The organism is Acinetobacter sp. FDAARGOS_494 (assembly GCF_003812225.1).
GTDB classification, from domain to species: domain Bacteria; phylum Pseudomonadota; class Gammaproteobacteria; order Pseudomonadales; family Moraxellaceae; genus Acinetobacter; species Acinetobacter baumannii.
Genome location: NZ_CP033866.1, coordinates 2,116,369 through 2,142,951 on the forward strand (window position 1 = coordinate 2,116,369; position 26,583 = coordinate 2,142,951).

Here is a 26,583-nt window from a genome sequence, read left to right on the forward strand (position 1 = left end):
TGAAAAGCTTTTGAAGATTCATTTCATAAACAAAGCTTTAATATCTATAAAGTCGCTGTTTTTTTAGTGCTAAGGTGAAGGGCATGTTAAATAAGAAATAGAGACAATAAAACTTATGACCAGTCTAAATTCGTCCTATGGGCGCTCTCAAGCGGTTCCTTTATCTGTATTCGAGCAGTCAAAAGACGCACATATTATTCGTTCTGATGAAGAGGCAATAGAGATTGCCAAGCAACTTGCTCAAGAGTTTGCCCAAGAAGCATCAGATCGAGATAGAGAGCGCCGTTTACCCTTAAATGAAATTCAACAGTTCTCACAAAGTGGCCTGTGGGCCATTACAGTACCTAAGCAATTTGGTGGGGCGCAAGTCAAGTACCGAACTTTAGCGGAAGTGATCAAAACAATTGCGAGCGTTGACCCTTCTCTTGCTCAGTTGCCTCAAAACCACTTGGCTTTTATTGAACATTTAAGACTAGATGCGAAACCTGAACAGCAACAGTTCTTCTTTAACTTGGTGTTAAGAGGAATTCGTTTTGGCAATGCATTTTCCGAAAAACACAGTAAGACAGTCGCGGACCTCACGACTAAACTTCAAAAGACCGAGCATGGTTATGAAATTAATGGCAAGAAATTCTTTGCAACGGGTGCCTTGCTCGCACATTGGATTCCAATTGTTGCTATAAATGAACAAGGGCAACCTTATGCTGCACTTGTGCCACGTGAAACATCTGGGGTCAATATTATTAATGACTGGTCTGGTTTTGGACAACGTACTACAGCTAGCGGCACGGTAGAGCTGAATCAGGTGCCAGTACGTGAAGAATATCTAGTTCCAATTTACCAAGCATTTGAGCGCCCAACACCAGCAGGTGCTATTTCTCAGTTTATTCAGGCTGCGGTCGATGCCGGTATTGCACGTGGTGCAATTGAAGAAACGATTCAATATGTTAAAAACCATAGCCGTGCATGGATTGATTCAGGTCTAGAAAAAGCCAGTGATGACCCTTACACCATTGCAAATATTGGTGACCTAAAAATCAAACTGCGTGCAGCAGAAGCGGTATTGGATTTGGCTGGAGATGCAATTGATCAGGCCATTGCCAACACCACCGAAGAACATGTAAACCAAGCCACTCTATTGGTTGCCGAGGCAAAAGTACTCACCACAGAAATTGCTATTTTGGCAGCCAATAAACTTTTTGAGTTATCGGGTACGCGTTCTACTTTATCTGAACTCAACCTTGACCGTCACTGGCGCAATGCCCGTACCCACACTTTGCATGACCCTGTGCGTTGGAAATATCACATTGTTGGTAACTATTATCTCAATGGGGTTCAGCCACCTCGTCATGCATGGAGCTAAATTGAAAGAAAAAACAAAATTAGGAGAATAACGATGACAACAGCTCAAATTGAATTAGAAGAACTGTCGGTCGGTGCTGATTACGAAAAGGTTGCAAACAGATTCCGTCCCATTTTCGAAAAAATTGCACAAGGTGCAATTCAACGGGAAAAAGAGCGAATCTTGCCTTTTGAGCCGATTCAGTGGTTAAAAGAAGCCAAGTTGGGCGCTGTACGAATACCCCGTAAATATGGTGGAGATGGGGTTTCATTACCTCAACTGTTCCAGCTTTTGGCAGAGTTAGCAGAAGCTGATTCCAATATTGTGCAAGCTTTACGAGGTCATTTTGCATTTGTTGAAGACCGCTTGGTTGCTCATAAAGAGCATTCTCAGGAAGTCTGGTTTCAGCGCTTTGTACAAGGTGATTTAGTCGGGAATGCGTGGACAGAAGTTGGAAACGTACAGATTGGTGATGTCGTTACACGTGTCACCAAAGACGCTTCGGGTAACTTGGTGGTAAATGGTGAAAAGTACTATTCAACAGGAAGTATTTTTGCAGACTGGATTGATTTATTTGCTTACGATGAAGTAAATGACCGTCATGTGATTGCTGCTATTTACCGCCATGAAACAGGGGTGAGCGTGATTGATGACTGGGATGGTTTTGGTCAAAAGACAACGGGCAGTGGTACTTTAAAAGTACATCAGGTTCATTTGCCAGCTTCACACCTTATTCCATTTGACCAACGTTTTAAATATCAGACCGCTTTTTATCAGGTGGTGCATCTTGCAACTTTAACGGGTATTGCGCGTGCCGCGGTTGAGACGTTTAGTCAGGAAATTCGTGAACGTAAACGTATTTTTAGTCATGGTAATGGTGACTTGGTTCGTCACGACCCACAAGTTTTACAAGTGGTCGGCAAAGCCTCAGCTCAAGCGTATGCAAGTGAAGCAATTACGTTAAAAACCGCTGAGGCACTGCAAAAAGCCTATGAAAGTCATTTTGCCGAATCCGAAGTGAAAGAGCATCAATTCAATGTAGATGCCGAGCTTGAGTCGGCACAAGGGCAGGTGGTGATTTCTAATCTAGTACTCGATTTAACAAGCCAGTTATTTAATGCCTTAGGGGCATCGGCGAGTAGCCAAGTGAAACAACTTGACCGTTTCTGGCGTAATGCTCGGACTGTGGCTTCACATAATCCGCTTATTTACAAAGAAAAAGTAATTGGAGATTGGGAAGTAAACCGTACGGATTTACCTTTTGTCTGGCAAATTGGAGCAAGCCCACGGGCAAAGTCTGCATAAAATAAAAAAAGCCGATGTTTCATCGGCTTTTTTATTAGGTTTGACTTAAACGTTTGGTATTCAAATAGAGTCGTGAGAGCAATAAAACACAGGCAATACTTAAACCAATAATTAAACCTAACCACACACCAGCTACGCCCCAATCGGTATAACGCGCTAAATAAAGACCGATTGGAAAAGCAATTACCCAATATGCCATTAAAGTGATCCACATCGGTGCCTGAGTATCTTGCATACCTCTTAAACAGCCGGCAGCGCTAACTTGTAGGGCATCCATTAATTGATATGCCATTGCAAACCAGAGCAAATACATGGCAACCGGCACAACATTTATATCTTGAGTATAAACCGAGACAATTTGTTCACGGCCTAGAGCAATAAAAGACATGGTCAATAGAGCAAAAAATACTGCTGTGCTTAGACCAATTTTTTGTACTTGGTACATGGAAGCCCAGTTCTTTTCACCATAATACGTCCCCACGCGAATAGTTAAAGCAATGGCAAGAGAAAGTGGAATCATAAATAATACCGAAGTGACTGAAATCGCTACTTGGTGTGCGGCAATAAAGACTTCTCCTAGAGGGCTAAGGACCAATGCCCCTGTACTAAAAATACTCACTTCAAAAAACACAGCTAAACCAATTGGCAGGCCAAGCTGTAAAATTCTTTTAACCCAAGTCAGGTTAATTTTATCGAATCTGCTAAAAATAGATGTGTTTCGATAAGCCGAAGCCTTATAAATATAGCCTGCTAACGTAATGAGCATCAGCCACTGTAAAATAGATGTTGCAAAACCACAGCCTGCGCTACCCAAAGCAGGTATTGGTCCTAAGCCATACATAAAAATCATGTTAAGCGGGATTAAAACCACTAAGGCTAGTAAGCTAATGACCGTGACAGGGCGGGGATGGCCTAATGCTTCGGAATAGCCTCGGAGCGCTGCATACATGGTTACAGCGGGCATACCCAAACCAATTGCATGTAAGAATAAACTGGCTTTAGGTTGTAAACTTTCTGGTACGCCAAACACATGTAAGAAAAATGGCATAAGCTGCAAAATGAGCATTGCCAATACCCCTAGAATTACTGCAACCCATAATGATTGGCGGACAATCACTGGAATTTGTTCTGTATTTCTAGCGCCTTTTGCTTCAGCCACTAATGGTGTGGTTGCAATCATGATACCACTGAACAAGAGCATGACTGGAATCCATAAGCCTACACCTACCGCAATCGCGGCTAAGTCTGCAGCAGATAAATGCCCAGCCATAATGGTATCAATTAACCCGAACCCTGCTTGAGCAAACTGCGTAATTAAAATAGGTAACATTAAATGGAAGAGTTGTTTTAATTCAGACCGAAACGACGTGACATTCGACACAAAAGGTACTCTTTATAAATATAAAAAATGAAACTAGCGTTGCAAGGTAAGTAATACACCAACAAAGATGACCACTCCACCTAGAAACCGTTGCCATGTAACAGGTGTCTTTTCGGTACCTAACCAGCCAAAATGGTCAAGTAACATAGAAATGACCAATTGCCCAAAAACGACTAACCCTGTAAAGGTTAAAAAACCAAGCTTAGGTGCAGTATAAATGCTCATGCTAATTGCATAAACCCCAAGAAATCCTCCGGTCCAGAGAAGCCATGGAATATTGGATATTTCACTTAAACTCGGTTTCTCGGCACTTTGGAAGAACACCATAATGGCTAAGACGATAGTACCTATGAAAAATGATAACAATGCTGCTTGCAAAGGTGAGTGTAATTGCTCACGAAGCTGAGCATTAATTGCAGTCTGAAAAGCCATGGCAACACCGATTCCCATAGCTAAGGGTAAGATCAGGAAAAGTTGACTAGAGAATTTCATCATTTTTATCAATATTTAAGTATGTTTAAAAACAGTCTAAAGCAATTAAGGTATGTTTTCATAAGCCCATTGATGCAGTCATGTTAAAATAGAAATATTGTGTAAATTGGACCCTGTTCCTTGGCCGTATTAAATCCTGCTTCTGTTCCTTTATCTTTATATATCCACATGCCTTGGTGCGTGCGTAAATGTCCCTATTGCGACTTTAACTCACATGCGGTGCCTGATGGTGCGCTTTCGGCAGAACTCGAGCAAACTTATTTAAAAGCATTGGTAGCCGACTTTGAAACTCAAGTCGAGATGGCACAAGGACGTTCAATTCACAGTGTATTTATTGGTGGTGGAACACCTTCACTTATTTCTGCTAAAGGTTATGCATGGCTATTTGAACAGCTTAAATCGCTGCTTAACTTTGAAGATGACTGTGAAATTACTTTAGAAGCTAATCCGGGAACACTAGAACATGACCCGTTTGCAGGCTATTTAGAAGCAGGAATTAATCGTTTATCGATTGGTGTACAGACTTTTAATACCGATCACCTGCAAAAGCTTGGGCGTATTCATTCAGCCAACAATGCTATGGATGCAATTGAGCAGGCACGACAAGCAGGTTTTAAGCGAGTTAATGTCGATTTGATGCATGGCTTGCCAGAACAAACACTAGAGCAAGCACTTTATGATTTAAAGACGGCTGTAGAGCAGGGTGCAACACATATCAGCTGGTATCAACTGACCATTGAACCAAATACTGTATTTTTCCGAACACAACCTGTTTTACCTCAAGATGAGGTGTTAGAAGATATTCAAGAGCAAGGTGAAGCCTATCTAAAAGCAAATGGCTTTATCAATTATGAAGTGTCAGCTTGGCGTAAAGAGCAGCCTTCAGCTCATAATTTAAATTATTGGCAATTTGGTGATTATCTTGCGATTGGTGCAGGAGCACATGGCAAAGTAACCCGACCAGATGGTGTATATCGTTTTCAAAAGACTCGTTTACCGAAAGACTATTTGGCTAAGGTTCCAGCCGAACATTTGCAAATGAAAAAGATTGAAGCAGATGAACTACCTTTTGAGTTTATGATGAACGCTTTACGTTTAAATGATGGGGTAAAAGCTGAGTTATATGAACAGCGTACAGGCTTAAGTTTAGATGATTTAAATGATCTGCTTACTTCATTGCGTTCGAGAGAGTTATTGGTAGAGGATAGCGATCGTTTGGCTTGTACAGAGCAGGGGCATATTTTCTTAAACTCGGTACTCGAAGAGTTCTTATAATCAATGCATTATAAAGAAAAGCCGCACGATGAGATACGGCTTTTGTAATTTTAGCGGGTGGTATAACCACCATTTGCGAAAATCGTCTGACCTGTAATCCACCAACCGTCGGTGACTAAGAAGCGAACTAGAGGTTCAATATCTTCAATTTTAGTAAGCCCACCTAAAGCTGAAGCTGATTTATGGTAAGCGACTGCTTCGGCAGACTCTTGACCATAAAAGAATGGTGTGTCCATTGGTCCCGGTGCAACAGCAGTCACAGAAATTTGGCGATCTCCAAATTCTTTCGATGCAGCGCGGGTGTAATGCTCAACAGGTGCTTTTAAACCTTCATAGGTTGAATAGAACCCTGTGTAAGCTGCAAGAAGAGAAGTTACGATGGAACAGATTTTTCCGCCGTTATTTAAATGTCGACCCGCCGATTGAATAAAGAAATAGGCAATTTTTGAGTTGATATCACTCATGCTATCAAACTCTTGTTCGGTGGTTTCTAAAAACGGTTTTTTAAGGACTTTTCCGACGGTATTAATCGCAATATCGATACCACCAAAATGTTGTTTCGTATCTATAAACAGTTTTTCAATATTTTCAATATGAGTTAGATCTGCCTGAATTAGAATTGCATCTGCACCCAATGCTTTAACATCTGCTAAGGTCTGCTCTGCATCTGCCTGAGTTTCCGAACTATTATAATGAATTGCGAGTTTTGCACCCTGTTCTGCAAATTTACGACTAATGAGTCCGCCTAGGTTTTTAGCACCGCCAGTAATCAATACAACTTTATCTTTGAGGCTATGAGTTGTCATGATGATTGTTCCTATGATGACTTGTTTTAGTGTTTTTAAGTCTAGATTGGCACTAATTTGTGATCAATTATGCTAGTTTGGTTTAACTATTCAGAAAATACGAACAATTAAAATGGATCGGTTGCAGCAATTTTATATTTTTACAGAAGTCGCTAAACGACAAAGCTTTAGTGAGGTAGCAAATCAGCTTGATTTACCTCGCTCGACAGTAACGAGTGCCATTCAACAGTTAGAAACTCACTATGGAGTACGCTTATTTCATCGTACTACCCGTAAAGTCAGTCTTACTCAAGATGGCCAACGAATATTGCCAGAATGCCAAAACCTGTTGTTTGATTATGAACAATTAGAACAGTTGATCCAGACACAAAAACAGCATTATAGGGGCACATTAAAGATTTCGATGCCTAGCCGGATTGTGCATCAAGTGATTATTCCTGAGCTGCCTGATTTTTATCATCGTTATCCGGATATTCATTTACAGCTCAATAGTTCTGATGACCTGACTGACTTAATTGAAAAGGGAATTGACTGTGTTGTTCGGGTAGGAGAGCTAGATAACAGCAGTTTAATTGCAAGATTTATTGGTCATTTAGTGATGGTGAATTGTGCCAGTCCGCAATATTTACAAGATTATGGTGTTCCTGAGCAGTTAAATGATCTTGAACAGCATAAATTAATTAATTACGCAGGAGCTGTAGGAGAAAAGCAGGGAGAATTTATATATCAAGGTGGAATTGTGATGATGGATAGTGCTTTAAGTGTGAACAATACCGAGGCCTATATCGCCGCTGCTTGTGCAGGTTTGGGAATTATTCAACTTCCTTATTATGATGTTCAGGATAAAATTGAACAGGGGATTTTAGTTGAGGTGCTGAGTGCTTACAGTGCACCATCGCTTCCACTTAATATTTTGTATCCCAACAGGAGTTATATTCCAAAGCGACTAGAAGTTTTTATGAATTGGGTGGGGGAAGTTTTAAATCGCAAATGTATCGTCATCTTTTAGTCATAAAAAGAAAATAGGATAACAATAAAAAAAGCCTCTCGAACTGAGAGGCTTTTTAGAATTTGGTGGGTCGTCCGCGACTCGAACGCGGGACCAACGGATTAAAAGTCCGCTGCTCTACCAACTGAGCTAACGACCCAAATAGGTTCAAAACTAATAAGTGGTGGGTCGTCCGCGACTCGAACGCGGGACCAACGGATTAAAAGTCCGCTGCTCTACCAACTGAGCTAACGACCCTGAGCGAGAATTAAGTAAAACCTTGTTTTACTTGAATGCAGGAGAAAATCTATAATTTTCTTTAGCAATCAAACTCGAACTGACTCAGAGAGAAGTAACACTTCTAAACACTGTATCGTTTTGATGTCGCGTATTTTAGCAAGTTATTCAACTAACACAAGAGGAAATTTAAAAACATTTGCATGATTGCTTATAAAAAGCACGATTTCCTCTTGTTTAGCTAAAAAATAAACTAAAAACGGTATTTATACGCCTGAATATTGTCAAAAATTTCAGTTGTGATATCACAATAACTGCTTGCACCAGGTAATAAAGCGAGTAAACGTTCAGAAGTTTTGCTTGGATTAAACGCTTCTTCCTTCAGTTTATTCTTCTGATATTTAAATGTACCTGTTGTTTCGACCTTTTTTTGTACACGTAAAAATACAGGTACTGCATAGGTAGGTAAACATTTCTTAAATACGGTCACCATTTCGGTTAAATCAGCATCATTTAGCTCTTCACCATCTGCGAGAGTGATCGCTGCCATACCGGCACGGCCATTGGTATTTGGAATTTCTACCCCATAAACGACAGCTTCGGCAATTTTGTCGTATTCGCACACCATATTTTCAACTTCAGTCGTTGATACATTTTCACCTTTCCATCGGAAAGTATCACCTAGACGGTCAACAAACTGGGCATGACGGAAGCCGATGTCACGGACCAAATCACCTGTGTTGAAATAAGAATCACCTTTCTTGAAAACATCTTTCCAGATCACAGACTTGTTCTTTTCAGGGTCAGTGTAACCATCAAATGGCGAGCGGCTGGTAATTTTCCCGATGAGTAGGCCAACTTCACCTGCTTTTACTTTCTGGCACCAGCCATTTTTATCGCGTACTGGCTCGTTTTTCTCTTTATCGAATTGGATAATGGCATATGGAGTAGGAGAGAAGCCAACCGTATTGTCAAAGTTGAAAATATTACTAAATCCAACATTGCCTTCACTCGATGCATAAAGCTCAAGTACTTCTTTAACACCAAAGCGTTGTTTGAACTTGTCCCAGATATTTGGGCGCATACCATTACCAATCATTTTGGTTACACGATGGTTGCGGTCAAGCTCGGTGACAGGAGCATCCATCAAGTAGCGGCAAAGTTCACCAACATAACCAATGGCAGACGCATTAAATTTTTGAACATCTTTCCAGAATGCGCTAGTCGAATATTTACGTCGAATCGCAAGTGTTGCACTGCCTGCGATAACGCCACACCAGCAAACCACCACGCCTGTTGCATGGTAAAGCGGTAAGGTCACGTACATGACGTCATCTGGTCCTAAGTTTAAGATATGACCATAGGTGCCATACGCTAATGTCCAGCGACTGTGCTTGAAAATAACCGCCTTTGGTAAACCTGTTGTACCTGATGTGTAGATATAGAACAGACCATCGTTACCAGTGACAGAGCGGGTAGTAGACGGATTGAATTTTGGAAATTGATCAATTTGGTCCGCAAGATTGACATAGCCTTCAGGCGCTGTACCCGAGTTTTGACGTGTTGCCTGATCTGCGAACCAGTGGAAGCGGTCTTTAGGTACATTTAAGTCCTGACGAATTTCATCAATAGCAGCTCGGACTTCTTCACCAGCAATAACGGCAATAGGTTTTACAAGATTGATGCTATGAGCGAGAACCTTACCGACTTGAGATGTATTTACAAGTGCAATTGTCACACCAATTTTGGCTAAACCAACAATTGTTGCAATCAGCTCAGAGCGGTTTTCAATCATTACAGCAATGACGTCCCCTTTACGCGCTCCGAGAGAAAGATAATAATGGGAAATCTGGTTTGCCCATTCATTTAAAGCTTCATAAGAATAACTTTGATCTTCAAATAATAATGCCGTGCCTTTCGGATTTCTTTTAACAGCTTTTTCAAAAGCAATACCCAAACCTGTTGGAGTATTTGATGTTCTTAAATAAGCCTGTTTAAGACCATTTAGGATATGGGGTACTTTGGGAATGAAGCTAGGAAGTCTTGTGGCAACATCACCAAGCGTAATGATATCGGTCTGTGTTGTCTGGCTCATATCAATCCTATTTATTTTTCGATCAATCCAAAAAAGGTTGTGTGGGCAAAAAGTCCAATAGTTTTCATGGTTCACCATGCTTTTAAAACTTTTCTTCTAGTGCAATCAACCTAATTGGCTAAAAATAACAAAAAAAACCTAGTCATCGAAATGACTAGGTTTGTTTAAATTAGCTGCAATTGAGCAAATGGCTTACTCAGCTACAGGATTAGCTTTTTTTGGCGGACGGCCACGAGGGCGACGAGGGCGGCTCGGTTTGTCCTTATCTGCCTTAACGTCTTCTGATTCGGCATCAGTTGTTGCTTCAGTCGGAGCTACTGTTTCTTCAGCCGCTGCTTTTGCTTTGCTTGCTGCTTTTGATGGCGCAGGTTCCTTCGCTGCAGGAGCTTCAGCTACTGTTTCTTCTGTAGCTTTTTCCTCTGCAGGAGCAGCTTCAGGTTGTACCACTTCAGTTGACTGATTAAGTTCAAGCGGTTGTTGTGCTGGTTCAACTGTTGCTTGTGTTTCAGCAGTTGGAGCAGCAACGGTTTCTTCTGCTACAGGAGCAGGAGTAGCAACTTCTTCTTGAGCAGAATGTTGTTGTTTCACTTGCTCAAATGCTTGTTCCGCAGCAAGTTTTGCTAAACGACGACGCTCACGCGGGTCATTTGCAACACGTGGAGCTGGTGCTTGCGGCGGAGTAAGCGGAAGTACTGGTGCAGGTTCTGCTTCTTCAGCCGGTTTGTGGCTTGGAAGTTCTGCATCACGAGTTACCGGCTTTTTCTCTTCCGTTTCAGCAGTAACTTCAACTACTAACGTACTTGCGTACTGTTCTGCAAATTTCTGCAAAGCACGATTAAACGTTGGGACTAGACCAAATTGTTCAATCAATACGGTGCAATCTTCACCATACACATGACGGATTAAACTACCGATTGTGTGTTGTGCCAAAGTTGGAATTTGCGATGGCGCAATAGATGGCGTAGCTGCCTTAGCGTGTTTAGCCTCACGTTGCTGACGACGACGCATACGAGGGTCATTGCTAGCACGTTTGATTTGTGGCTGAGCAGCTTCTTGGCTTGGCTGAGCTTCTTCTTTGGTTTCAACTACAGCAGCTTTCTCGGCTACAACAGGAGCTGGAGTTGGCTCTTGAGCAACTTCAGTAGAAGTCGTTTCAACTCGCTCAACGTGACGATGCTCAGGCGTAAGTGCAACAATCTCACTTTGACCTTGATCAACATTGATGATTAAAGCAGTGTTCATGACATCATGCTTAGGTGCATCAATCACATCAACCTTAATTTGTTTTTCATCAATAACAACCGGTGTATTTTGATTTTCATTTAATACACTTGGATCGCGGTGGCGATTTGGACGGTTTGGACGTTGTTGATTATTACGGTCACGGCGTGGCACAGCATTTTCAGTGTGTTGTACATCATTATTTTGATGTTGCTGATCTTGCTGCTGTTGACGTTTTTGCTGACGTTTTAACTCACGTTGTTCTTGGCGTGACAATTGAACCACTTCTTCATGAACTTGATGTTGCTGTTCATGTGATTGGTGATGTTGTTCACGTTGCTCTTTATGTTTACGCTTTTTGTTGTTCTGACGTTGTTGCTGAGATTTATCATCTTTTTCAACATGTTCACGAACGTCTTGTTTCACAGGTGACTGTGAAATATAAGCATTATTTGATTGAACTGGCGCAACTTCTGCAACAGCAGGTACGGCTACTTGACCGAACTGTCCGCGGCTTACTGCGCCTGTATTCACCATTTGCTCAATCGCAGCAGCAGCATTTTGTGCTGAACGAGATTGGTCAACTGTTTGCGCTTGTTTTTGAACAAACAGGTTTTCTAACCATGCACAAGGGCTTGCTGCTTTTTGAGCAGAAGGTTGTGCTACAGGTTGAGTTGCATGATTTGCTTTTTTCTGAGCCGCAGCATGAGTTGAAGCTGTAGCAGTTACATGAGCATGGCCATGATCTGCTTCTTCTAAATGCCATTCAGAAGACTCATAACCTAACTCTTTCTCGCTAGAACGGGTTGCTTCTGTACGTTCATAGCTAGATGGAGCAAAGCCATCTGGGTTATATGCAATTTCGTAATGTGGAGTTTCTAAGTGCGGGTGTGGCAATACAGTCACACGTACACCAGAAGTTTGCTCTAAATACACTAGACTATGGCGTTTTTCATTAAGCAAGAAGGCTGCGATTTCAACTGGAACTTCAACCTGAACTTCACCATGACGTTCACGAAGTGCAATCTCTTCAACTTTACGCATAATTGAAAGAGAAAGCGAACGTAAGTCACGAACCATGCCTGTACCATGACAGCGAGGGCATACATAACCTGTTGCTTCTTCAAGCGATGGGCGTAAGCGTTGACGGCTCATTTCCATTAAGCCAAAACGAGACAATTGACCGAACTGGATACGGGCACGATCGCTTTGTGTTGCTTCACGAAGTTTTGCTTCAACCATACGTTGATTGCGTTCTTTAGTCATATCGATAAAGTCGATAACTACTAAACCGCCAATGTCACGTAAACGAAGCTGGCGAGCAATTTCTTCTGCTGCTTCAAGGTTGGTGTTCAGTGCAGTTTCTTCAACATCATGACCGCGAGTTGATTTCGCAGAGTTAATATCGATTGAAACTAAAGCTTCGGTCTGGTCAATCACAATTGAACCGCCAGAAGGAAGTTTTACTTCACGCTCGTAAGCAGTTTGAATTTGGCTTTCAATACCAAAATGAGCAAACAATGGCTCGTTTAAAGTATAAGTTTTTAATTTGTCTAATTGACGAGGCATCACTGCTTTAACAAAGTTATATGCTTCGTTATAAGCTTGTTCGCTATCAATTAAGATTTCAGCAACGTCATCACGTAAGTAATCACGAATTGCACGTGTTACTACCCCCGCTTCTTGATGAACAAGCATCGGAGAAGGGCCTGAGCTCGCTGTACCTTGGATTTGTGCCCAAAGGTCAAGCAAGTGTTGTAAATCGAGCTGTAATTCTTCTTGAGTACGGCCAATACCGGCAGTACGAACAATAACGCTCATACCACGAGGTACATTTAAAGAAGCTAAAATTTCTTTTAATTCTTCACGTACTGAACCTGAAATTTGACGGCTAATACCACCACCTTTCGGGTTATTTGGCATAAGAACTAAATAACGGCCTGCAAGGGAAATAAACGTAGAAAGTGCTGCACCTTTATTACCACGTTCTTCTTTTTCAACCTGAACTAAAAGCTCTGTGCCTTCAGTAATAAGTTCACGAATGTTTGAAGTTTGACGTGGGTCTGCCTGAAAATAGCTATTCGCAATTTCACGCATAGACAAGAAGCCTTGACGACCTGCGCCATATTCAACAAAAACAGCTTCTAAAGATGGTTCTACGCGGGTGACATGGCCTTTATAGATATTGGATTTTTTCTGTTCTCGGGTACGATTCTCTAAATCAAAATCGTAAAGACGATTACCAGTGATAAGTGCAACGCGAACTTCTTCGGCATGAGTTGCATTAATCAACATACGTTTCATGGGTGTGACACCTAATAGTGACTCACACAAACAAACCAAACAAACTTAAAGGTTCTGAACGAACATCGAACATGACGGATCATTTCCCAGATCTCAAAATACTTGTGGTCTGAGTCATCTGTTACCGGCTACATTTAGCCTTAGCTTCGATTCTCGTCTGTGATGTAGGCAATACTGCTTCAACCTTTAAATCGGAATTCCTTTTTGCTTCACTGGCGGGTGAGCGGTGCATTGGTTAATGACTTTCACTGTCATTGGGCGCGAAGTGACTTCTTTATTGGAAGTTTGATACGGAATGCTCATCGTATCGGTGCTTTCGGCAGTTCCAATGCATCAACGCTTTAGCCTGAAGGCAACATTAAGGAGCGATTTGTCTGATGTGTATCAGTTTACGTTCCATAACCAACTAGAGTTGGTAACATATTTTTTTGAACAAACTGAATTAAACGCAACAGTTTGTCATTTTGCCGATATAATAAGCCTTCGGCGTCGGCATAATTCTTTAGGACCTGTCCGAGCTGGTGATGAAAGCATCATTTTGATTGAGGTTTCAATCAGGGAAATTTCCCTTTAGATGTTCACTTACGGTGGTATCCGTGCGCTGACTATATCAAACCTTGCAGCATCTGCCTATGGGCTAAGCTTAGATTTCTTGTGAAAAAACTAAGCTAATCGGTCATTTATTAATCAAATTTCGTAAAATTTCAGGTTTAAATATTAGTATGAATTCTACACAGCAATGGCAAAGTGTCACTTGGTTTGAGGTGGATGAGCATCAAGCAGGACAACGAATCGATAATTTCCTGTTTTCACGTTTAAAGGGTGTGCCAAAGAGTCGAATTTATCGTTTGATTCGTGAAGGTCAGGTTCGCGTGAATAAAAAACGTATTAAAGCCGAGACCAAACTTGCAATTGGGGACCAGATTCGTGTTGCACCTATTCGCTATGAACAAAAAGATGAAACTGCTGTTCCTGTAAGCGACAGTGTGGCTCAAGGTTTATTAAGTCGTGTGGTCTATGAAGATGAAGGTCTATTAGTTGTAAATAAACCATCAGGTATTGCTGTACATGGTGGTAGTGGCGTGGCTTATGGTTTGATTGAGGCACTACGTGCGGCAACAGGTAAAAAATATTTAGAACTGATTCACCGTATTGACCGCGATACTTCTGGCCTAGTTATGATTAGTAAGAAGCGTAGCACTTTAAAACTGCTACAAGATATGTTGCGTGAACACAAAATTCGTAAGACCTATGCAGCGATTGTAAAAGGTCAGGTGAGTCTTGATAAACAGCTCATTGATGCGCCTTTATTTCGTTATGAGTTAGCCAATGGCGAACGTCGTGTACGTGTATCTAAAGAAGGTAAGCCAAGTAAAACCGAATGGGTAGTTGCAGAGCGCTTTAAAAATGCCACTTTAGTTCATGCATCTCCTTTATCAGGGCGTACCCATCAAATTCGTGTACATGGTTTAAGTATTGGACATCCGTTGGTGGGCGATGATAAATATGGGCACAACACTGCATATACGGGGCCTGAAGCACGCCGTTTGTGTTTACATGCCATGCGTTTGGATATTCCGGGTTACCCAACGATTGAAGCACCGTTGCCAGAAGACATGACCCAGTTATTAGAGGCTTTGAGAGTAGCAAAATGAGTCTGAAAACCGAATTAGTGATTTTTGACTGGGATGGTACTTTATATAATTCTGTTGGTCAGATTGTTGCAAGTTTACAGCATGCGGCAGAAGAGCATAAGTTAACTCTGACTGATGAAGCCGCAAAGAGTATTATCGGTTTAGGTTTGCCGGAAGTGATGCAGACCTTATTTCCAGAAGTACCTGATTTGCATGATTCGATTTTAAAAGCATATGGCGATCACTATATTGCCAACTCGACAAATGATGCATGGTTTGAAGGTATTTCTGAACTACTTCATGACTTAAAAGCTCAAGGTTTAAAACTTGCAGTTGCGACGGGTAAAAACCGTCGTGGATTAGACCGTGTGATTGCAAAAACACAGAGTACTCATCTGTTTGATGTTACTCGAGCAGCCAATGAAACCCGTTCAAAACCAGACCCGCTCATGTTACAAGAAATCTTGACTGTAACTGGAGTAAGTGTCGAACAGGCAGTTATGATTGGTGATAGTAGTTATGACCTTGAAATGGCTCAGCGTTTAGGTATGCCTCGTATTGGGGTGGGCTATGGAGTGCACTCGGTCGAAGTTCTACAACAGTTCCAACCTTTAACCATTGCTAAAGATGTACCTGAGCTGCACAACTTTTTAAGAGAGTATGCAAAGTTATCTACTGTAGACGTAGCGTAATTTAAAATGATGTAAGAAGGAGGAATTTATTCCTCCTTATTTTTAAAACTAAAGAACAATAAGAAGAGAAAAAATGAGCCGCTCTATTCGTCTATTAAATCTTTTACAGCAACTCCGTGAATCTCGTTATCCCGTTACTGCTCAAGTCTTGGCTGAACGCTTGGGAATTAGTATTCGCAGCATTTACCGTGATATTGATAGTTTACGTGCTCAAGGTGTCAGAATAGATGCATCGGCAGGTTTGGGGTTTCAGCTTAAAGAAGACATTTTATTACCACCGGTTACTTTTAATGAGAATGAAGCCGAGGCTCTATTTTTAGCTTTAGAGTGGTTGAAAGACGTTCCAGATCAGGCAATGAAATCGGCAGCTGTTTCAATCTATTCTAAACTTTATGCGGTTTTACCAGAGCACCGGAAATATTTGATCGATGATATGACGCTAGGTGTTACACATTACTGGCATCCGGTTGATGAAGCTTTAGTAGAACAAGTACGTTTAGCGATTCGTAAACAAGTAAAGATCAAAGTCGATTATTGCGATGAACACAAGCGTATAAGTCAACGTTCTCTTTGGCCTTTTGCTTTAGGGTATTTACATGACAAAGTTGTACTTGCTGCTTGGTGTGAATTACGGCAGGCCTTTCGCCATTTTCGGATAGATCGTATTCATGACTTGCAAATGAGTGAGGAAATATATCCTGAATTTAAAAAACATCTGTTTCAAAGATGGTGGAAACAAGAAATGCAAAGGACTACTGACAAAAACTGACAAAAGGTATTTGTAGACTAGGAATCACGATAAACAAGGAGCAATAAGAATGAGTCTTAAACTTTATACTAACAATGAATCGCGTGGTGTCGTTATAGACTGGCTTTTGGTTGAGCTTGGCGTGGAATGTGAACGTATTGAAGTAGCATACCGAACCGAGATGAAATCACCCGAATATTTAAAGCTTAACCCATTTGGGAAAGTGCCTGTATTGGTAGATGGCGATGTCGTTATTTATGAATTAGGTGCAATTTGTGCATATCTGGCAGACAAATTTAGTGACAAAGGTTTGGCACCTGCTTTAGATGATCCGAAACGTGGTTTGTACTATCGTTGGCTCTTTATGATGGCAGGTCCTTGGGAAGCTGCTGGTGTCGATAAAGCTTTAGGAATAGAGATCTCACCTGAGCAAAAAATGTTTGTGGGTTATGGTGATTATAACGATGCTTATCAAGCTTTAGTTCAAGGACTGAGTGAAGCAAATCCGTATGTATGTGGTGAACAATTTACCGCTGCAGATATAAGTGTTGGAGCCATGCTATTATGGCAATTAAAAATGAAAACGATTGAATCGCACCCAGCTATTGCACGTTATGTTGAAACGATCAAACAGCGCGAAGGCTTAAAACAAAGCAGTATGGGCCAACTGTTGTAAGTATAGTTATTCTTAAAAGCCCTCTAAATGGGGCTTTTTTTGTTTTTAAATAAAGGTCTTAGTTGGTAAGAAAGCCAGCAGCAACGTTAATACAAATCGCTAAAATGGTCGTGTTGAAGCCAAAAGATAATACAGCATGAAATAAGTTTAAAAGACGCATATGTTTGTTGGTAATTGAAACATCGGCGGTTTGTGCTGAGGTGCCAATAATATAGCTAAAATATAAGAAGTCAGGGTAGGTCGGATGTTCGGTACCCGGGAAGTCTAATCCACCATTCTCTTCATTTCTGGATAGAGCCATATAAAAGTCATGGGCATAATGCAAAGCGAAAACGGTATGCATGAAAAGCCATGCTGAAATAATGGTGAGTAAAGCTAACGCTACATGTCCTAACTTTTCATAATGCCCAGAAGGGAGCTGGGAAAGTTGTACCAAAATTGCAACCAGACTCATTGTGATGGCCAATAAAACAATGAGCATAATGACCCATTTACTTTCGTCCTGTTTTTTGGCTTGCTGTTGCATTTGTGAATGGTCGGCACTTCTCATCAGTTTCCAGACATGGAGTAAATATAAACTGATCGAGCCATTCCAGCTTGCTAATAAAATGGTAGACCATTTCCATGAAGTGAGCCATGCCAATAAACTTGCAACAACTACTCCAAAAATTAAAGCAATAAAGAAGTGAGGGCGGTTTTGTACACTACGTCCTAAATGCTGAAATAGTCCAACCATCTTGTTAACTCTCCTTGCTGTTATCTTAAATATATTTTTTACTGTTTGGTTAATTTAACATTAGGTTTTATATAACCTTTATAATTTAGATCGTCATTTTTGTTTTTATTAAGTGTGACAATCTAAAATATAATAAAAATTATCTCAAATTAATTAATCGATAAAAGATATTAAATAAATTTTAATTTCATTTATTTATACATACATTTAAATTTTCTAACTCATTTATTCTTTAATAATAAGCGTCAATATACCTAAAGTGTTTAATCTAGATTTTTATCAAGATGAAATACTTTGTTGAGTTGATCAATAAATCTTTTTACACCGACTGACTCTGTATTTTTACGATAACTAACAAATAAATCTAAAGAAGGTAATTCGACATCTAGAGGGCGAACTACAGTGTTAGAGACCCCTAAAGGCGCGACATAGGCAGGTAAAATAGTACAACCTAAGCCTGAACCAATAGAGTTTATATTAAGTAAAATACTATCGGCCTTTTGTACAATATTGAGGTCAATACCATGAGTTTTAGTAAACTCTAAAATTGTATTGTGTAGTGTATTAGATTGTTCAGCTGCCGGAATAATAAAATCAATACCATGCAAAGCTTTGACCGGAATACGGTCATATTTCGCAAGTGGATGGTTTCTTGGTAATAAAAAAATTAAAGGTTCTGTTAAGACAAATTGGCTTTGGATTTCATCATTTTCAGTATTATCACGGGTAAACGTGATGTCGAGTTCACCTCTTTTTAAGGCTTTGAGTTGCTCAGCGTTATTTAAACTTGATAATTCAATGGTGAGGTCAGGGTGTTGTAAGCGCAGATTTGGAAGTACGTATGGAAAAATTTTCATTTCTGCTATGGGGACGAAACCGATACGTAATAATTGTTGTTTAGCCTTTGAGACTTGGCGGGCCATCGCTACTGCTTTATCAGCTTGAGCAAGCGTTAAACGGGCATGCTCTAAAAATACTTCACCTTCTTCTGTTAACTCAACTTTACGTTTTGTGCGGTTTAAAAGTCGTACCCCGACATCTTCTTCTAAATCTTTAATTTGTTGGCTAAGGGAGGGTTGAGCAGTATAGAGTTTGAGAGCGGCCTTACTAAAATTTAATTCTTCAGCAACTGTAATGAAATATCGAAGATGGCGTAATTCCATAAGACTAATCCAAAAAATGTCTTACTATGATTTAAGCAAAGTATAAAGCATAAAACTATATAGCGTGAAGGTGCTTTAGGTATTTATAAAATAAATGAAAATTTATAAATCATTATGAAATTAATATGAAATTTTATTTAATTATTAATTTGTAAAATATATTAATTCATATTCATAACAAAGTGATTTTAAATTTAGAAAAGAAATTTAAATTACTTTCCAGAAATTCACTTAAAGTTTTCTCATATTATGAAAAAAAGTATTGTTAATTTAACAATTGAGAATCTTAATTTCTAACAAAAAATGTGTAAGGAGTATTTTGTTAATAAATGTTTCGGTTCATCTTGCTATATTTTTTTAATTTTTTCAATGCATGTGCTGCTTGGTTTAATAGTTTATATATGAAGCAAAATTGATAAAATTGAGCAGTTTTAAAAATAAGAGATTAACCACAAAGAAACTAGCTCACCTCTGTTGTAAGTCTTTGCTTATTATATTCTATTGTTATGTTATACAGTAGCTTTTAATAAGAATAGTAATTAACGAATCACAAACTCAACACATCTAAACATTTTTTTGTGGCACTTTAGATTGATCTATGTCGGCTGTGACAAAAATAAAAGGGATATTTATATGATAAATAAGTGTAAGTGTCATAGCTTAATTTATTTAAATCGCTAAGATAGAAAACTGAATGATTCATCCTCCTGATGCTACAACCATAGAATAAGCCCATGAAAGACAAGCCGACATTAACTTATCAATTGCCGACTCAGTCCTGTTGGACGCATACATGGATAAAACCACCTTTTTGTCATCCTGAACTGGGCCATGAAAATGATACCCGTTTTTATAATCAGCAGCCTAGATCGCCTGCACGAGGATCGAAAGAGTTATTGCGTTGGTTAGTCACTCGTGAGTCTTATACTTGGAATGTTGATATTCAGAATGAATATGATGTACGTGTTAATACACCAATTGCTTTACCACAAAACCGTCCTCATGCGGATTTAGATGATTGGCAAGTTTGGTTTGTAGGGCATGCTACGGTACTCATTCAAATTGGACCTTATAACTTTATTACCGATCCGGTATGGTGTGACTACGCAAGTCCTTTACATGGCCGTGGTCCACGCCGTGTATGCCCAGCGGGTTTTGCTTTAGAACAGTTACCTACCATTCATGGGGTATTGTTGAGCCATAACCATTATGACCATATGGATTTAGCAACGCTTGAGTGGCTGCATAAGAAGTTTGCTATGCCGATTTATACAGGGCTTGGCAACGGATTTTACTTGCCTAAAGAGTTCCATGTAATTGAAATGGATTGGTGGCAGGAAATTCCTTATCACGAATTAAGAATTGTTTATACACCTGCTCAGCATGGCTCGGGGCGGGGTTTACGTGACCAAAATAAGGCACTTTGGGGCGGTTTTTCGGTTTTGGCGAAAACAGGACATTGTTTTTTTGCGGGTGATACCGGTTATGCCGGCCACTTCAAACAAATTCATACGCGCTATGGTGCGCCGCGTGTGGCCTTACTTCCAATCGGAGCTTATGAACCTCGTAAATTAATGAGCTATGTTCATATGAATCCGCAAGATGCAGTTCATGCGCATTTAGATTTACAAGCACATCGGTCGGTGGCAATTCACTATCGAACTTTTCAGTTAACGGATGAGGGGCGTGAAGATCCTGAACATGCGTTAGCTCAAGCCATTAAAGCTTCATCAAAGCTTGCTAATCCTTTTTATTGCATTCGAGAAGGGCATAAATTGACTGTCTAAAAATTCATTGTTTTGTATTAAAAAAGCCAGTTCATTTGAACTGGCTTTTTATTATTTTGGCTTAAATTAAGCTAAGTCAAAACGGTCAAGATTCATGACTTTAGTCCATGCAGCAACAAAGTCTTGAACAAATTTTTCTTTACCATCTGCCTGAGCATAAACTTCGGCTAATGCACGTAAGATAGAATTCGAACCAAAGACTAAATCATTACGTGTTGCGGTAAATTTCACTGTGCCTGATTTACGGTCTTTTCCTTCAAATACTTCACTTGTTGAATCAACAGGTGCCCATACATTCGACATGTCGAGTAAGTTTGTGAAGAAGTCTGTGCTGAGCACCCCAACTTGCTGAGTGAAGACACCATGTTGAGAACCATCCCAGTTAGTGCCTAGTACACGTAAACCACCAATCAATGCAGTTAACTCTGGTGCAGTCAAAGTCAGTTGTTGTGCTTTATCAATTAATAAGACTTCAGCTGGTGTGTTGACTCCCTGTTTTTTCCAATTTCTGAAACCGTCAGCAAGACCGAGCAGTAATTGGAATGATTCAACATCGGTTTGACTTTGTAATGCGTCAACACGACCAGGGGCAAACGGAACGGTAATATTGAAACCTGCTGCTTGAGCAGCTTGCTCTACACCAACATTACCAGCTAACACGATTAAATCCGCCAATGACAATTGGGTTGATGCCTTGAGTTCTTCAATTTTAGTTAAAGTCTCAACAGCTTTTTTGTTTACTTCCCACTCACGTTGTGGTGATAAAGCAATACGTGCACCGTTTGCACCACCACGTTTATCTCCACCACGGAATGTTGATGCAGATGCCCATGCAAGGGAAACCAACTCACCAGTAGATAACCCTAGAGCAACGATTTTTGCTTTTGCATCAGCAATGCTTGCAGAAGATGGTGTAGCGCTAGCAGCAGGTAATGGATCTTGCCAAATTAAATCTTCGGCAGGAACTTCTGGTCCTAAATAACGTGCTTTTGGTCCCATATCACGGTGAGTTAATTTAAACCAAGCACGAGCAAAAGCATTGGCAAAGGCTTGTGGATCGTTAAGGAAACGACGAGAGATCTTTTCAAACTCAGGGTCAAAACGTAGGGTCAAATCTGTAGTAAGCATCGTTGGCTTACGTTTAATTGATGGGTCGAAAGGATCTGGAATAATGGCTTCAGCATCTGCTGCTACCCATTGAATTGCGCCAGCAGGTGAACGTTCTTGTACCCATTCGTATTTGAAGAGGTTTTCAAAGAAGTAATTGCTCCATTGTGTTGGCGTTTGTGACCAAATAACTTCTAAACCTGAAGTGATCGCATCTTTACCGACACCTGTGCCATAGCTGTTTGCCCAACCAAAGCCCATTTGTTCAATTGGTGCACCTTCTGGGTCTGCTTGGACATGGTCAGCAGAGGCAGCGCCGTGAGTTTTACCTAAAGTATGACCGCCAGCAATCAAGGCAACAATTTCTTCATCATCCATTGCCATGTTGCCGAAAGTGGCACGAATAAACGGTGCTGCTGAGCGTGGGTCACCACTCGCTTGTGGTCCTTCAGGGTTCACATAAATTAGGCCCATTTCGGTTGCAGCAAGATTACTGCCCGCCAATGCTTCAGAGTTACGATGAGCTAACCATTCTTTTTCATCGCCCCAGTTTACATCGTTGTCTGGTTCCCAAACATCTTCACGACCGGCACCAAAACCAAAGGTACGGAAACCAGAAGACTCAAGTGCGATGTTCCCGGCAAGAATAAATAAATCGGCCCAAGATATTTTTTGACCGTATTTTTGTTTAACTGGCCATAGTAAACGGCGTGCTTTATCTAAACTTGCATTGTCAGGCCAACTATTTAATGGAGCAAAACGTTGTTGACCACGACCGGCACCACCACGGCCATCGCCCATACGATATGTACCGGCAGCATGCCACGCTAAACGGATAAATAAGCCCGTATAATTTCCCCAGTCGGCTGGCCACCAGTCTTGGGAATCGGTTAATACATTTTTGATGTCGGCTTTAAGTGCGTAGTAGTCGAGTTTTTTAAATTCTTGACGGTAATTAAAATCTTTACCGAGTGGATTAGAGCGTTCTGAATGTTGATTGAGTAAGTCAACACGTAATTGATTTGGCCACCAGTGTAAATTAGCCGTGCCACCACCGACTGTTACTTGCGGTTTTGAGTTATGACCTGAAAAAGGACATTTTGATTCGTTTGACATGATTATATTCTCTCTGGGTAATATTTATTGAGCTCTTAATAAAACTGAAGGCTCATTTTCCTGGACTTCTGGGTTAAAAAAATGATGCGTATCGAATAAAGAAATGAGAGAACAAATGGTGAGAGAAACCGTTTTAAAAATTTTTCACTGTTATGTCAGCTCATCAGTTTTATTCAACAATACATGAGTTTCCTTTGTTTATTATTCCTTCAATTTACTGCATGAAGGCTAAAAAACAAGAGGGAAAATGGTTCAAATTTTGCAAATAATGACGCATGGCATGAGCTCCTTAATCATTGAAACATCGCAATATCTTTCAATTTCGTTCTTTAAATATACTAGAATCTGATCGTTTATTTTTCAAATGGATTAAATTGTCCATATTAATTGGTAAAACCGATTTTTGGAAAAATAAAGATTAGGGGTGCGCTAAGTGGCAGCTTAAAAATAAAGAGAAAATTTAAAAATAGATGAATTGAAAAAGGAGAGCTTTTGACTCTCCTTTTTAAGTATTTATACGCTTACAAGGCGGTTAGATTTAACCATATCGGCTAGACCGTGAGTTTTAAAGTAGTACTCAAGCCAGCTTTTTACAATAAGCGGATTATTCATTTTCATGACATCATCAAGCAGCTTTTGGGCATCTGACATTGGGACATGGCAAATTGCTTTTCGGACACGCAAGATGTTACTTGAACTCATCGAAAGGGTATTGAAGCCCATGGCCATCAGTAAGATTGCCGATAACGGATCACCCGCCATCTCACCACAAATACTTACTGGTTTTTGGTATTTATGGCATTCCTTCACGAGTCGAGTTAAAGCCCGCAAAATAGACGGATGGAAGTGTGAATAGACGTTTGCGACATGCGGATTATTACGGTCCACAGCAAGTAAGTATTGAGTTAAGTCATTTGAACCAACCGAGAAGAAATCGACAAGTTCGGCGAATTCATCAATTTGTAGTAGTACACTCGGTACCTCAACCATAATCCCGATTTTTGGTTTGGTAATTTTAACTTGTTCTTCTTCTTGTACTGCAATCCAGTCACGCTCAAGTAAATAAAGTACTTCTTCGACTTCACTTACTGTCGTTACCATTGGCAATAGGATATGCAAATTATTTAAACCAATACTGGCTTTAAGCATTGCCCGGATTTGTGCTGAGAAAATCTCCGGATGGTCAAGCGTGAAACGAATACCGCGCCACCCTAATGCCGAGTTCTCTTCTTCAATACTGAAGTAAGGTAAGTCTTTATCGGCACCAATATCGAGGGTACGCATGACTACCGGCTTATTGGCAAAGTGACTCAATTGTTGGCGATAGATGGCACGTTGTTCTTCTTCACCCGGGAAACGTTCCCGTAACATGAATGGAATTTCACTACGGTACAAACCCACACCTTGAGCGCCACGTTGTACACCGCGGACTACATCAATCATAAGACCCGTGTTCACAAACAGTTGAACAGAGACACCGTCTGGTGTAATCGCTTCTTTGGTCTCATATTGTTTGAGATCTTTTGCGATTTGCTCGTCTTCTTTTTGAATTTCTTTATAACGTTGACGTAAACGACGTGGAGGGTTTACAAAAACACGGCCCTGATAGGCATCCACAATCATTTCTGCATCATCAAGCGTATTTACAGGCAGTTCGGTTACGCCGACCACCGTTGGAATCCCTAATGCACGGGCAACAATCACCATATGCGAATTGGCTGCGCCTTCTGACGTCACAATCGCTGCGATATTATCTACTGGTAATTCTACTAGCGCAGCGGTACTAATTTCTTCACCAATTAAAATACTGTCTGGGCTAAGTTCACGGTGGCTCGAATCTTCTTCTTGTAAGTACGCTAGAATACGTCGCCCTAAGTCTTTAAGGTCAGAAACGCGTTCACGAAGATAATCGTCCTCCATTTGTGCAAATAGGGCAGTGTGTTTTTCAATTACACGGCGCACCGCACCTTGTGCCCAATGCCCATCACGGATCAGTTCTTTAATTTCTGCAGGTAAGGCATTTTCATCTAGCATTCTTAAGAATACGCTAAACAAAGCCCGTTCTTCTGCCATGAGCGAGTCATGCATTTTTTCATCTAAAGAACGAATCTCTGAACGTACCGATGAAATAGCTTGATCTAAAATGCGGAGTTCATCGCTGATATCTTCTGCTTCGCGGTCAGGTACTGAACCTAAGTCGGCAGGCGGATATAAAATAATAGCGCGACCTAAAGCCACCCCACCTGCACCGGAAACGCCTTGAAAGGTCTTATAGGCAGGCCCATTGCTTGGCTTGCGAAATACATCAATATTTCCAACCGCATGCGCATGTGCAATAACACCTGAGAGCTGTGCACATAAGGTGACTAAAAATGATTCGGCCGCTTCACTAAAATCTTGAGGAAGTCGATTTTGGACAACTAAAACACCCATAACCTTACGGCGATACATGACGGGTACGCCAAGGAATGAGTTATAAATTTCTTCGCCCGTTTCAGGTAAATACAAAAAGCGTTCGTGCTTTGGCGCATTGTCAAGGTTAACAATTTCTTCACGTTGCCCAACCAGACCCACCAAGCCTTCACCTAACTGCAATGAAACATGCCCAACAGATTCTGGATTTAAGCCTTTTGAGGCCATCAATACATAACGTTGATTGCGTTCATCGAGTAAATAAATAGAGCAAACATCCACTTTCATGGCCTCAGCAACCTGATTGACCATAATGTCTAACGATTCATGCAAACTCACGGACGCATTAATCTCTTGGACAATGCGTCTTAGAGTGTCGAGTTGCATGTTTGACATGGATGTATACTCCAGTATTTTTTTAGACTATGAATGTATTTATAACAGCACTTTTAATAAAAATCATTTGCTAGATAAATGATTTTTAGGGTAATTGTTGCACTGGCAACTGTGTACACAACTCCACCATGGCTTTACGGTAAACATCACGTTTGAAGTTCACCACTTGACCAAGAGGATACCAATAGCTAACCCACTGCCATTCATCGAATTCAGGCGGGTCGGCGAGGTTTAACTGAATGTTTTTTGCAGGCGCAGTTAACTTCAGTAAAAACCATTTCTGTTTCTGTCCGATACATACGGGGTCAGAGTCTGACCGAATATACCGATGTGGCAAACGATAACGCAGCCATCCTTTGGTTTGCGCAATAATCTGGACATGCTCGGGCAATAAGCCGATTTCTTCTCTCAGTTCTCGAAAAAGTGCCTGTTCAGGGGTTTCTCCAAACTGGATGCCTCCTTGTGGAAATTGCCAAGCATTGTGACCAATGCGCTTTGCCCATAAAACCTGTCCATCATCGTTTGCCAAAATGATCCCGACATTGGGTCGGAAACCTTCTGAGTCGATCATTTGGCTACCTAAATATTGTCTATATCGTTGACTTCGATCACGGGGACAAACACTTTTTTATGTCCAGCTCGAAAAGATCAAAGTAAAATGTTTAAATTG

Annotated in this window: 19 protein-coding genes and 2 tRNA genes; 9 read left to right on the plus strand and 12 right to left on the minus strand. The window is 40.7% G+C overall.

Annotation, left to right across the window (positions count from 1 at the left end; genetic code table 11):
• Positions 1–115: 115 nt before the first annotated feature.
• On the plus strand, positions 116–1,363 hold the full coding sequence (locus tag EG365_RS10240) for an SfnB family sulfur acquisition oxidoreductase (protein ID WP_000202654.1): 1,248 nt from the start codon (positions 116–118) through the stop codon (positions 1,361–1,363).
• Between the two features lie 33 nt (positions 1,364–1,396).
• Positions 1,397–2,647, plus strand: coding sequence for an acyl-CoA dehydrogenase family protein (locus tag EG365_RS10245; RefSeq protein WP_000205416.1), 1,251 nt, complete (start codon positions 1,397–1,399; stop codon positions 2,645–2,647).
• Positions 2,648–2,681: 34 nt separating this feature from the next.
• On the opposite strand, the gene abeM is transcribed toward EG365_RS10245, so the two are convergent.
• Together abeM and EG365_RS10255 are read right to left on the minus strand one after the other, a co-directional pair.
• On the minus strand, positions 2,682–4,028 hold the full coding sequence (abeM, locus tag EG365_RS10250; protein WP_000073360.1) for a multidrug efflux MATE transporter AbeM: 1,347 nt from the start codon (positions 4,026–4,028) through the stop codon (positions 2,682–2,684).
• Between the two features lie 33 nt (positions 4,029–4,061).
• Positions 4,062–4,523 carry a DMT family transporter gene (locus EG365_RS10255; RefSeq protein ID WP_001984522.1) on the minus strand — a complete coding sequence of 154 codons (462 nt, stop codon included), beginning with the start codon at positions 4,521–4,523 and terminating at the stop codon, positions 4,062–4,064.
• 117 nt (positions 4,524–4,640) lie between these two features.
• On the opposite strand from EG365_RS10255, the gene hemW reads away from it, so the two are divergent.
• Complete coding sequence (gene hemW, locus EG365_RS10260; RefSeq protein WP_000279713.1) at positions 4,641–5,795, plus strand: radical SAM family heme chaperone HemW; 1,155 nt, start codon at positions 4,641–4,643, stop codon at positions 5,793–5,795.
• Positions 5,796–5,845: 50 nt separating this feature from the next.
• Here the strand turns inward: hemW and EG365_RS10265 are convergent, their stop codons facing one another.
• Positions 5,846–6,601 (minus strand): SDR family oxidoreductase, encoded by a 756-nt coding sequence (locus EG365_RS10265; RefSeq protein ID WP_000207252.1) that lies wholly within the window; start codon positions 6,599–6,601, stop codon positions 5,846–5,848.
• Between the two features lie 112 nt (positions 6,602–6,713).
• Between EG365_RS10265 and EG365_RS10270 the strand changes: the two genes are divergently transcribed.
• Positions 6,714–7,610 (plus strand): LysR family transcriptional regulator, encoded by an 897-nt coding sequence (locus EG365_RS10270; RefSeq protein ID WP_000375494.1) that lies wholly within the window; start codon positions 6,714–6,716, stop codon positions 7,608–7,610.
• Positions 7,611–7,673: 63 nt separating this feature from the next.
• Here the strand turns inward: EG365_RS10270 and EG365_RS10275 are convergent.
• From EG365_RS10275 to EG365_RS10290, 4 genes are all read right to left on the minus strand, one after another.
• Positions 7,674–7,749, minus strand: a tRNA-Lys gene (locus EG365_RS10275).
• 22 nt (positions 7,750–7,771) lie between these two features.
• Positions 7,772–7,847: transfer RNA gene (locus tag EG365_RS10280), tRNA-Lys, on the minus strand.
• A gap of 232 nt (positions 7,848–8,079) precedes the next feature.
• Complete coding sequence (locus EG365_RS10285; protein WP_000084320.1) at positions 8,080–9,921, minus strand: long-chain-acyl-CoA synthetase; 1,842 nt, start codon at positions 9,919–9,921, stop codon at positions 8,080–8,082.
• Positions 9,922–10,113: 192 nt separating this feature from the next.
• Positions 10,114–13,446: an Rne/Rng family ribonuclease gene (locus EG365_RS10290; RefSeq protein WP_000827306.1), complete on the minus strand. Its 3,333-nt coding sequence runs from the start codon at positions 13,444–13,446 to the stop codon at positions 10,114–10,116.
• Positions 13,447–14,168: 722 nt separating this feature from the next.
• Between EG365_RS10290 and EG365_RS10300 the strand changes: the two genes are divergently transcribed.
• From EG365_RS10300 to EG365_RS10315, 4 genes are all read left to right on the plus strand, one after another.
• Positions 14,169–15,101: an RluA family pseudouridine synthase gene (locus EG365_RS10300; RefSeq protein WP_001089412.1), complete on the plus strand. Its 933-nt coding sequence runs from the start codon at positions 14,169–14,171 to the stop codon at positions 15,099–15,101.
• Positions 15,098–15,772: an HAD-IA family hydrolase gene (locus EG365_RS10305; RefSeq protein ID WP_000054126.1), complete on the plus strand. Its 675-nt coding sequence runs from the start codon at positions 15,098–15,100 to the stop codon at positions 15,770–15,772. The genes EG365_RS10300 and EG365_RS10305 overlap by 4 nt, the downstream gene beginning before the upstream one ends.
• Before the next feature lie 73 nt (positions 15,773–15,845).
• Positions 15,846–16,541 (plus strand): helix-turn-helix transcriptional regulator, encoded by a 696-nt coding sequence (locus EG365_RS10310; protein WP_000091415.1) that lies wholly within the window; start codon positions 15,846–15,848, stop codon positions 16,539–16,541.
• A 49-nt stretch (positions 16,542–16,590) separates the two neighbouring features.
• Complete coding sequence (locus tag EG365_RS10315) at positions 16,591–17,196, plus strand: glutathione S-transferase family protein (RefSeq protein WP_000053844.1); 606 nt, start codon at positions 16,591–16,593, stop codon at positions 17,194–17,196.
• Positions 17,197–17,254: 58 nt separating this feature from the next.
• Here the strand turns inward: EG365_RS10315 and EG365_RS10320 are convergent, their stop codons facing one another.
• Positions 17,255–17,932: a DUF1345 domain-containing protein gene (locus EG365_RS10320; protein WP_000232918.1), complete on the minus strand. Its 678-nt coding sequence runs from the start codon at positions 17,930–17,932 to the stop codon at positions 17,255–17,257.
• Between the two features lie 263 nt (positions 17,933–18,195).
• Complete coding sequence (gene hcaR / locus EG365_RS10325; RefSeq protein WP_000423241.1) at positions 18,196–19,095, minus strand: DNA-binding transcriptional regulator HcaR; 900 nt, start codon at positions 19,093–19,095, stop codon at positions 18,196–18,198.
• 734 nt (positions 19,096–19,829) lie between these two features.
• On the opposite strand from hcaR, the gene EG365_RS10330 reads away from it, so the two are divergent.
• Entirely contained in the window at positions 19,830–20,882 is a 1,053-nt protein-coding gene (locus EG365_RS10330) for an MBL fold metallo-hydrolase (RefSeq protein WP_000653392.1), read from the plus strand.
• Between the two features lie 66 nt (positions 20,883–20,948).
• Here EG365_RS10330 and katG read toward each other — a convergent pair whose 3' ends face one another.
• From katG to EG365_RS10345, 3 genes are all read right to left on the minus strand, one after another.
• On the minus strand, positions 20,949–23,105 hold the full coding sequence (gene katG, locus EG365_RS10335) for a catalase/peroxidase HPI (protein WP_000064297.1): 2,157 nt from the start codon (positions 23,103–23,105) through the stop codon (positions 20,949–20,951).
• Between the two features lie 513 nt (positions 23,106–23,618).
• Positions 23,619–25,913 (minus strand): phosphoenolpyruvate--protein phosphotransferase, encoded by a 2,295-nt coding sequence (ptsP, locus tag EG365_RS10340; RefSeq protein ID WP_000069129.1) that lies wholly within the window; start codon positions 25,911–25,913, stop codon positions 23,619–23,621.
• 85 nt (positions 25,914–25,998) lie between these two features.
• Positions 25,999–26,484: an RNA pyrophosphohydrolase gene (locus tag EG365_RS10345; RefSeq protein ID WP_000567254.1), complete on the minus strand. Its 486-nt coding sequence runs from the start codon at positions 26,482–26,484 to the stop codon at positions 25,999–26,001.
• Positions 26,485–26,583: the final 99 nt, after the last annotated feature.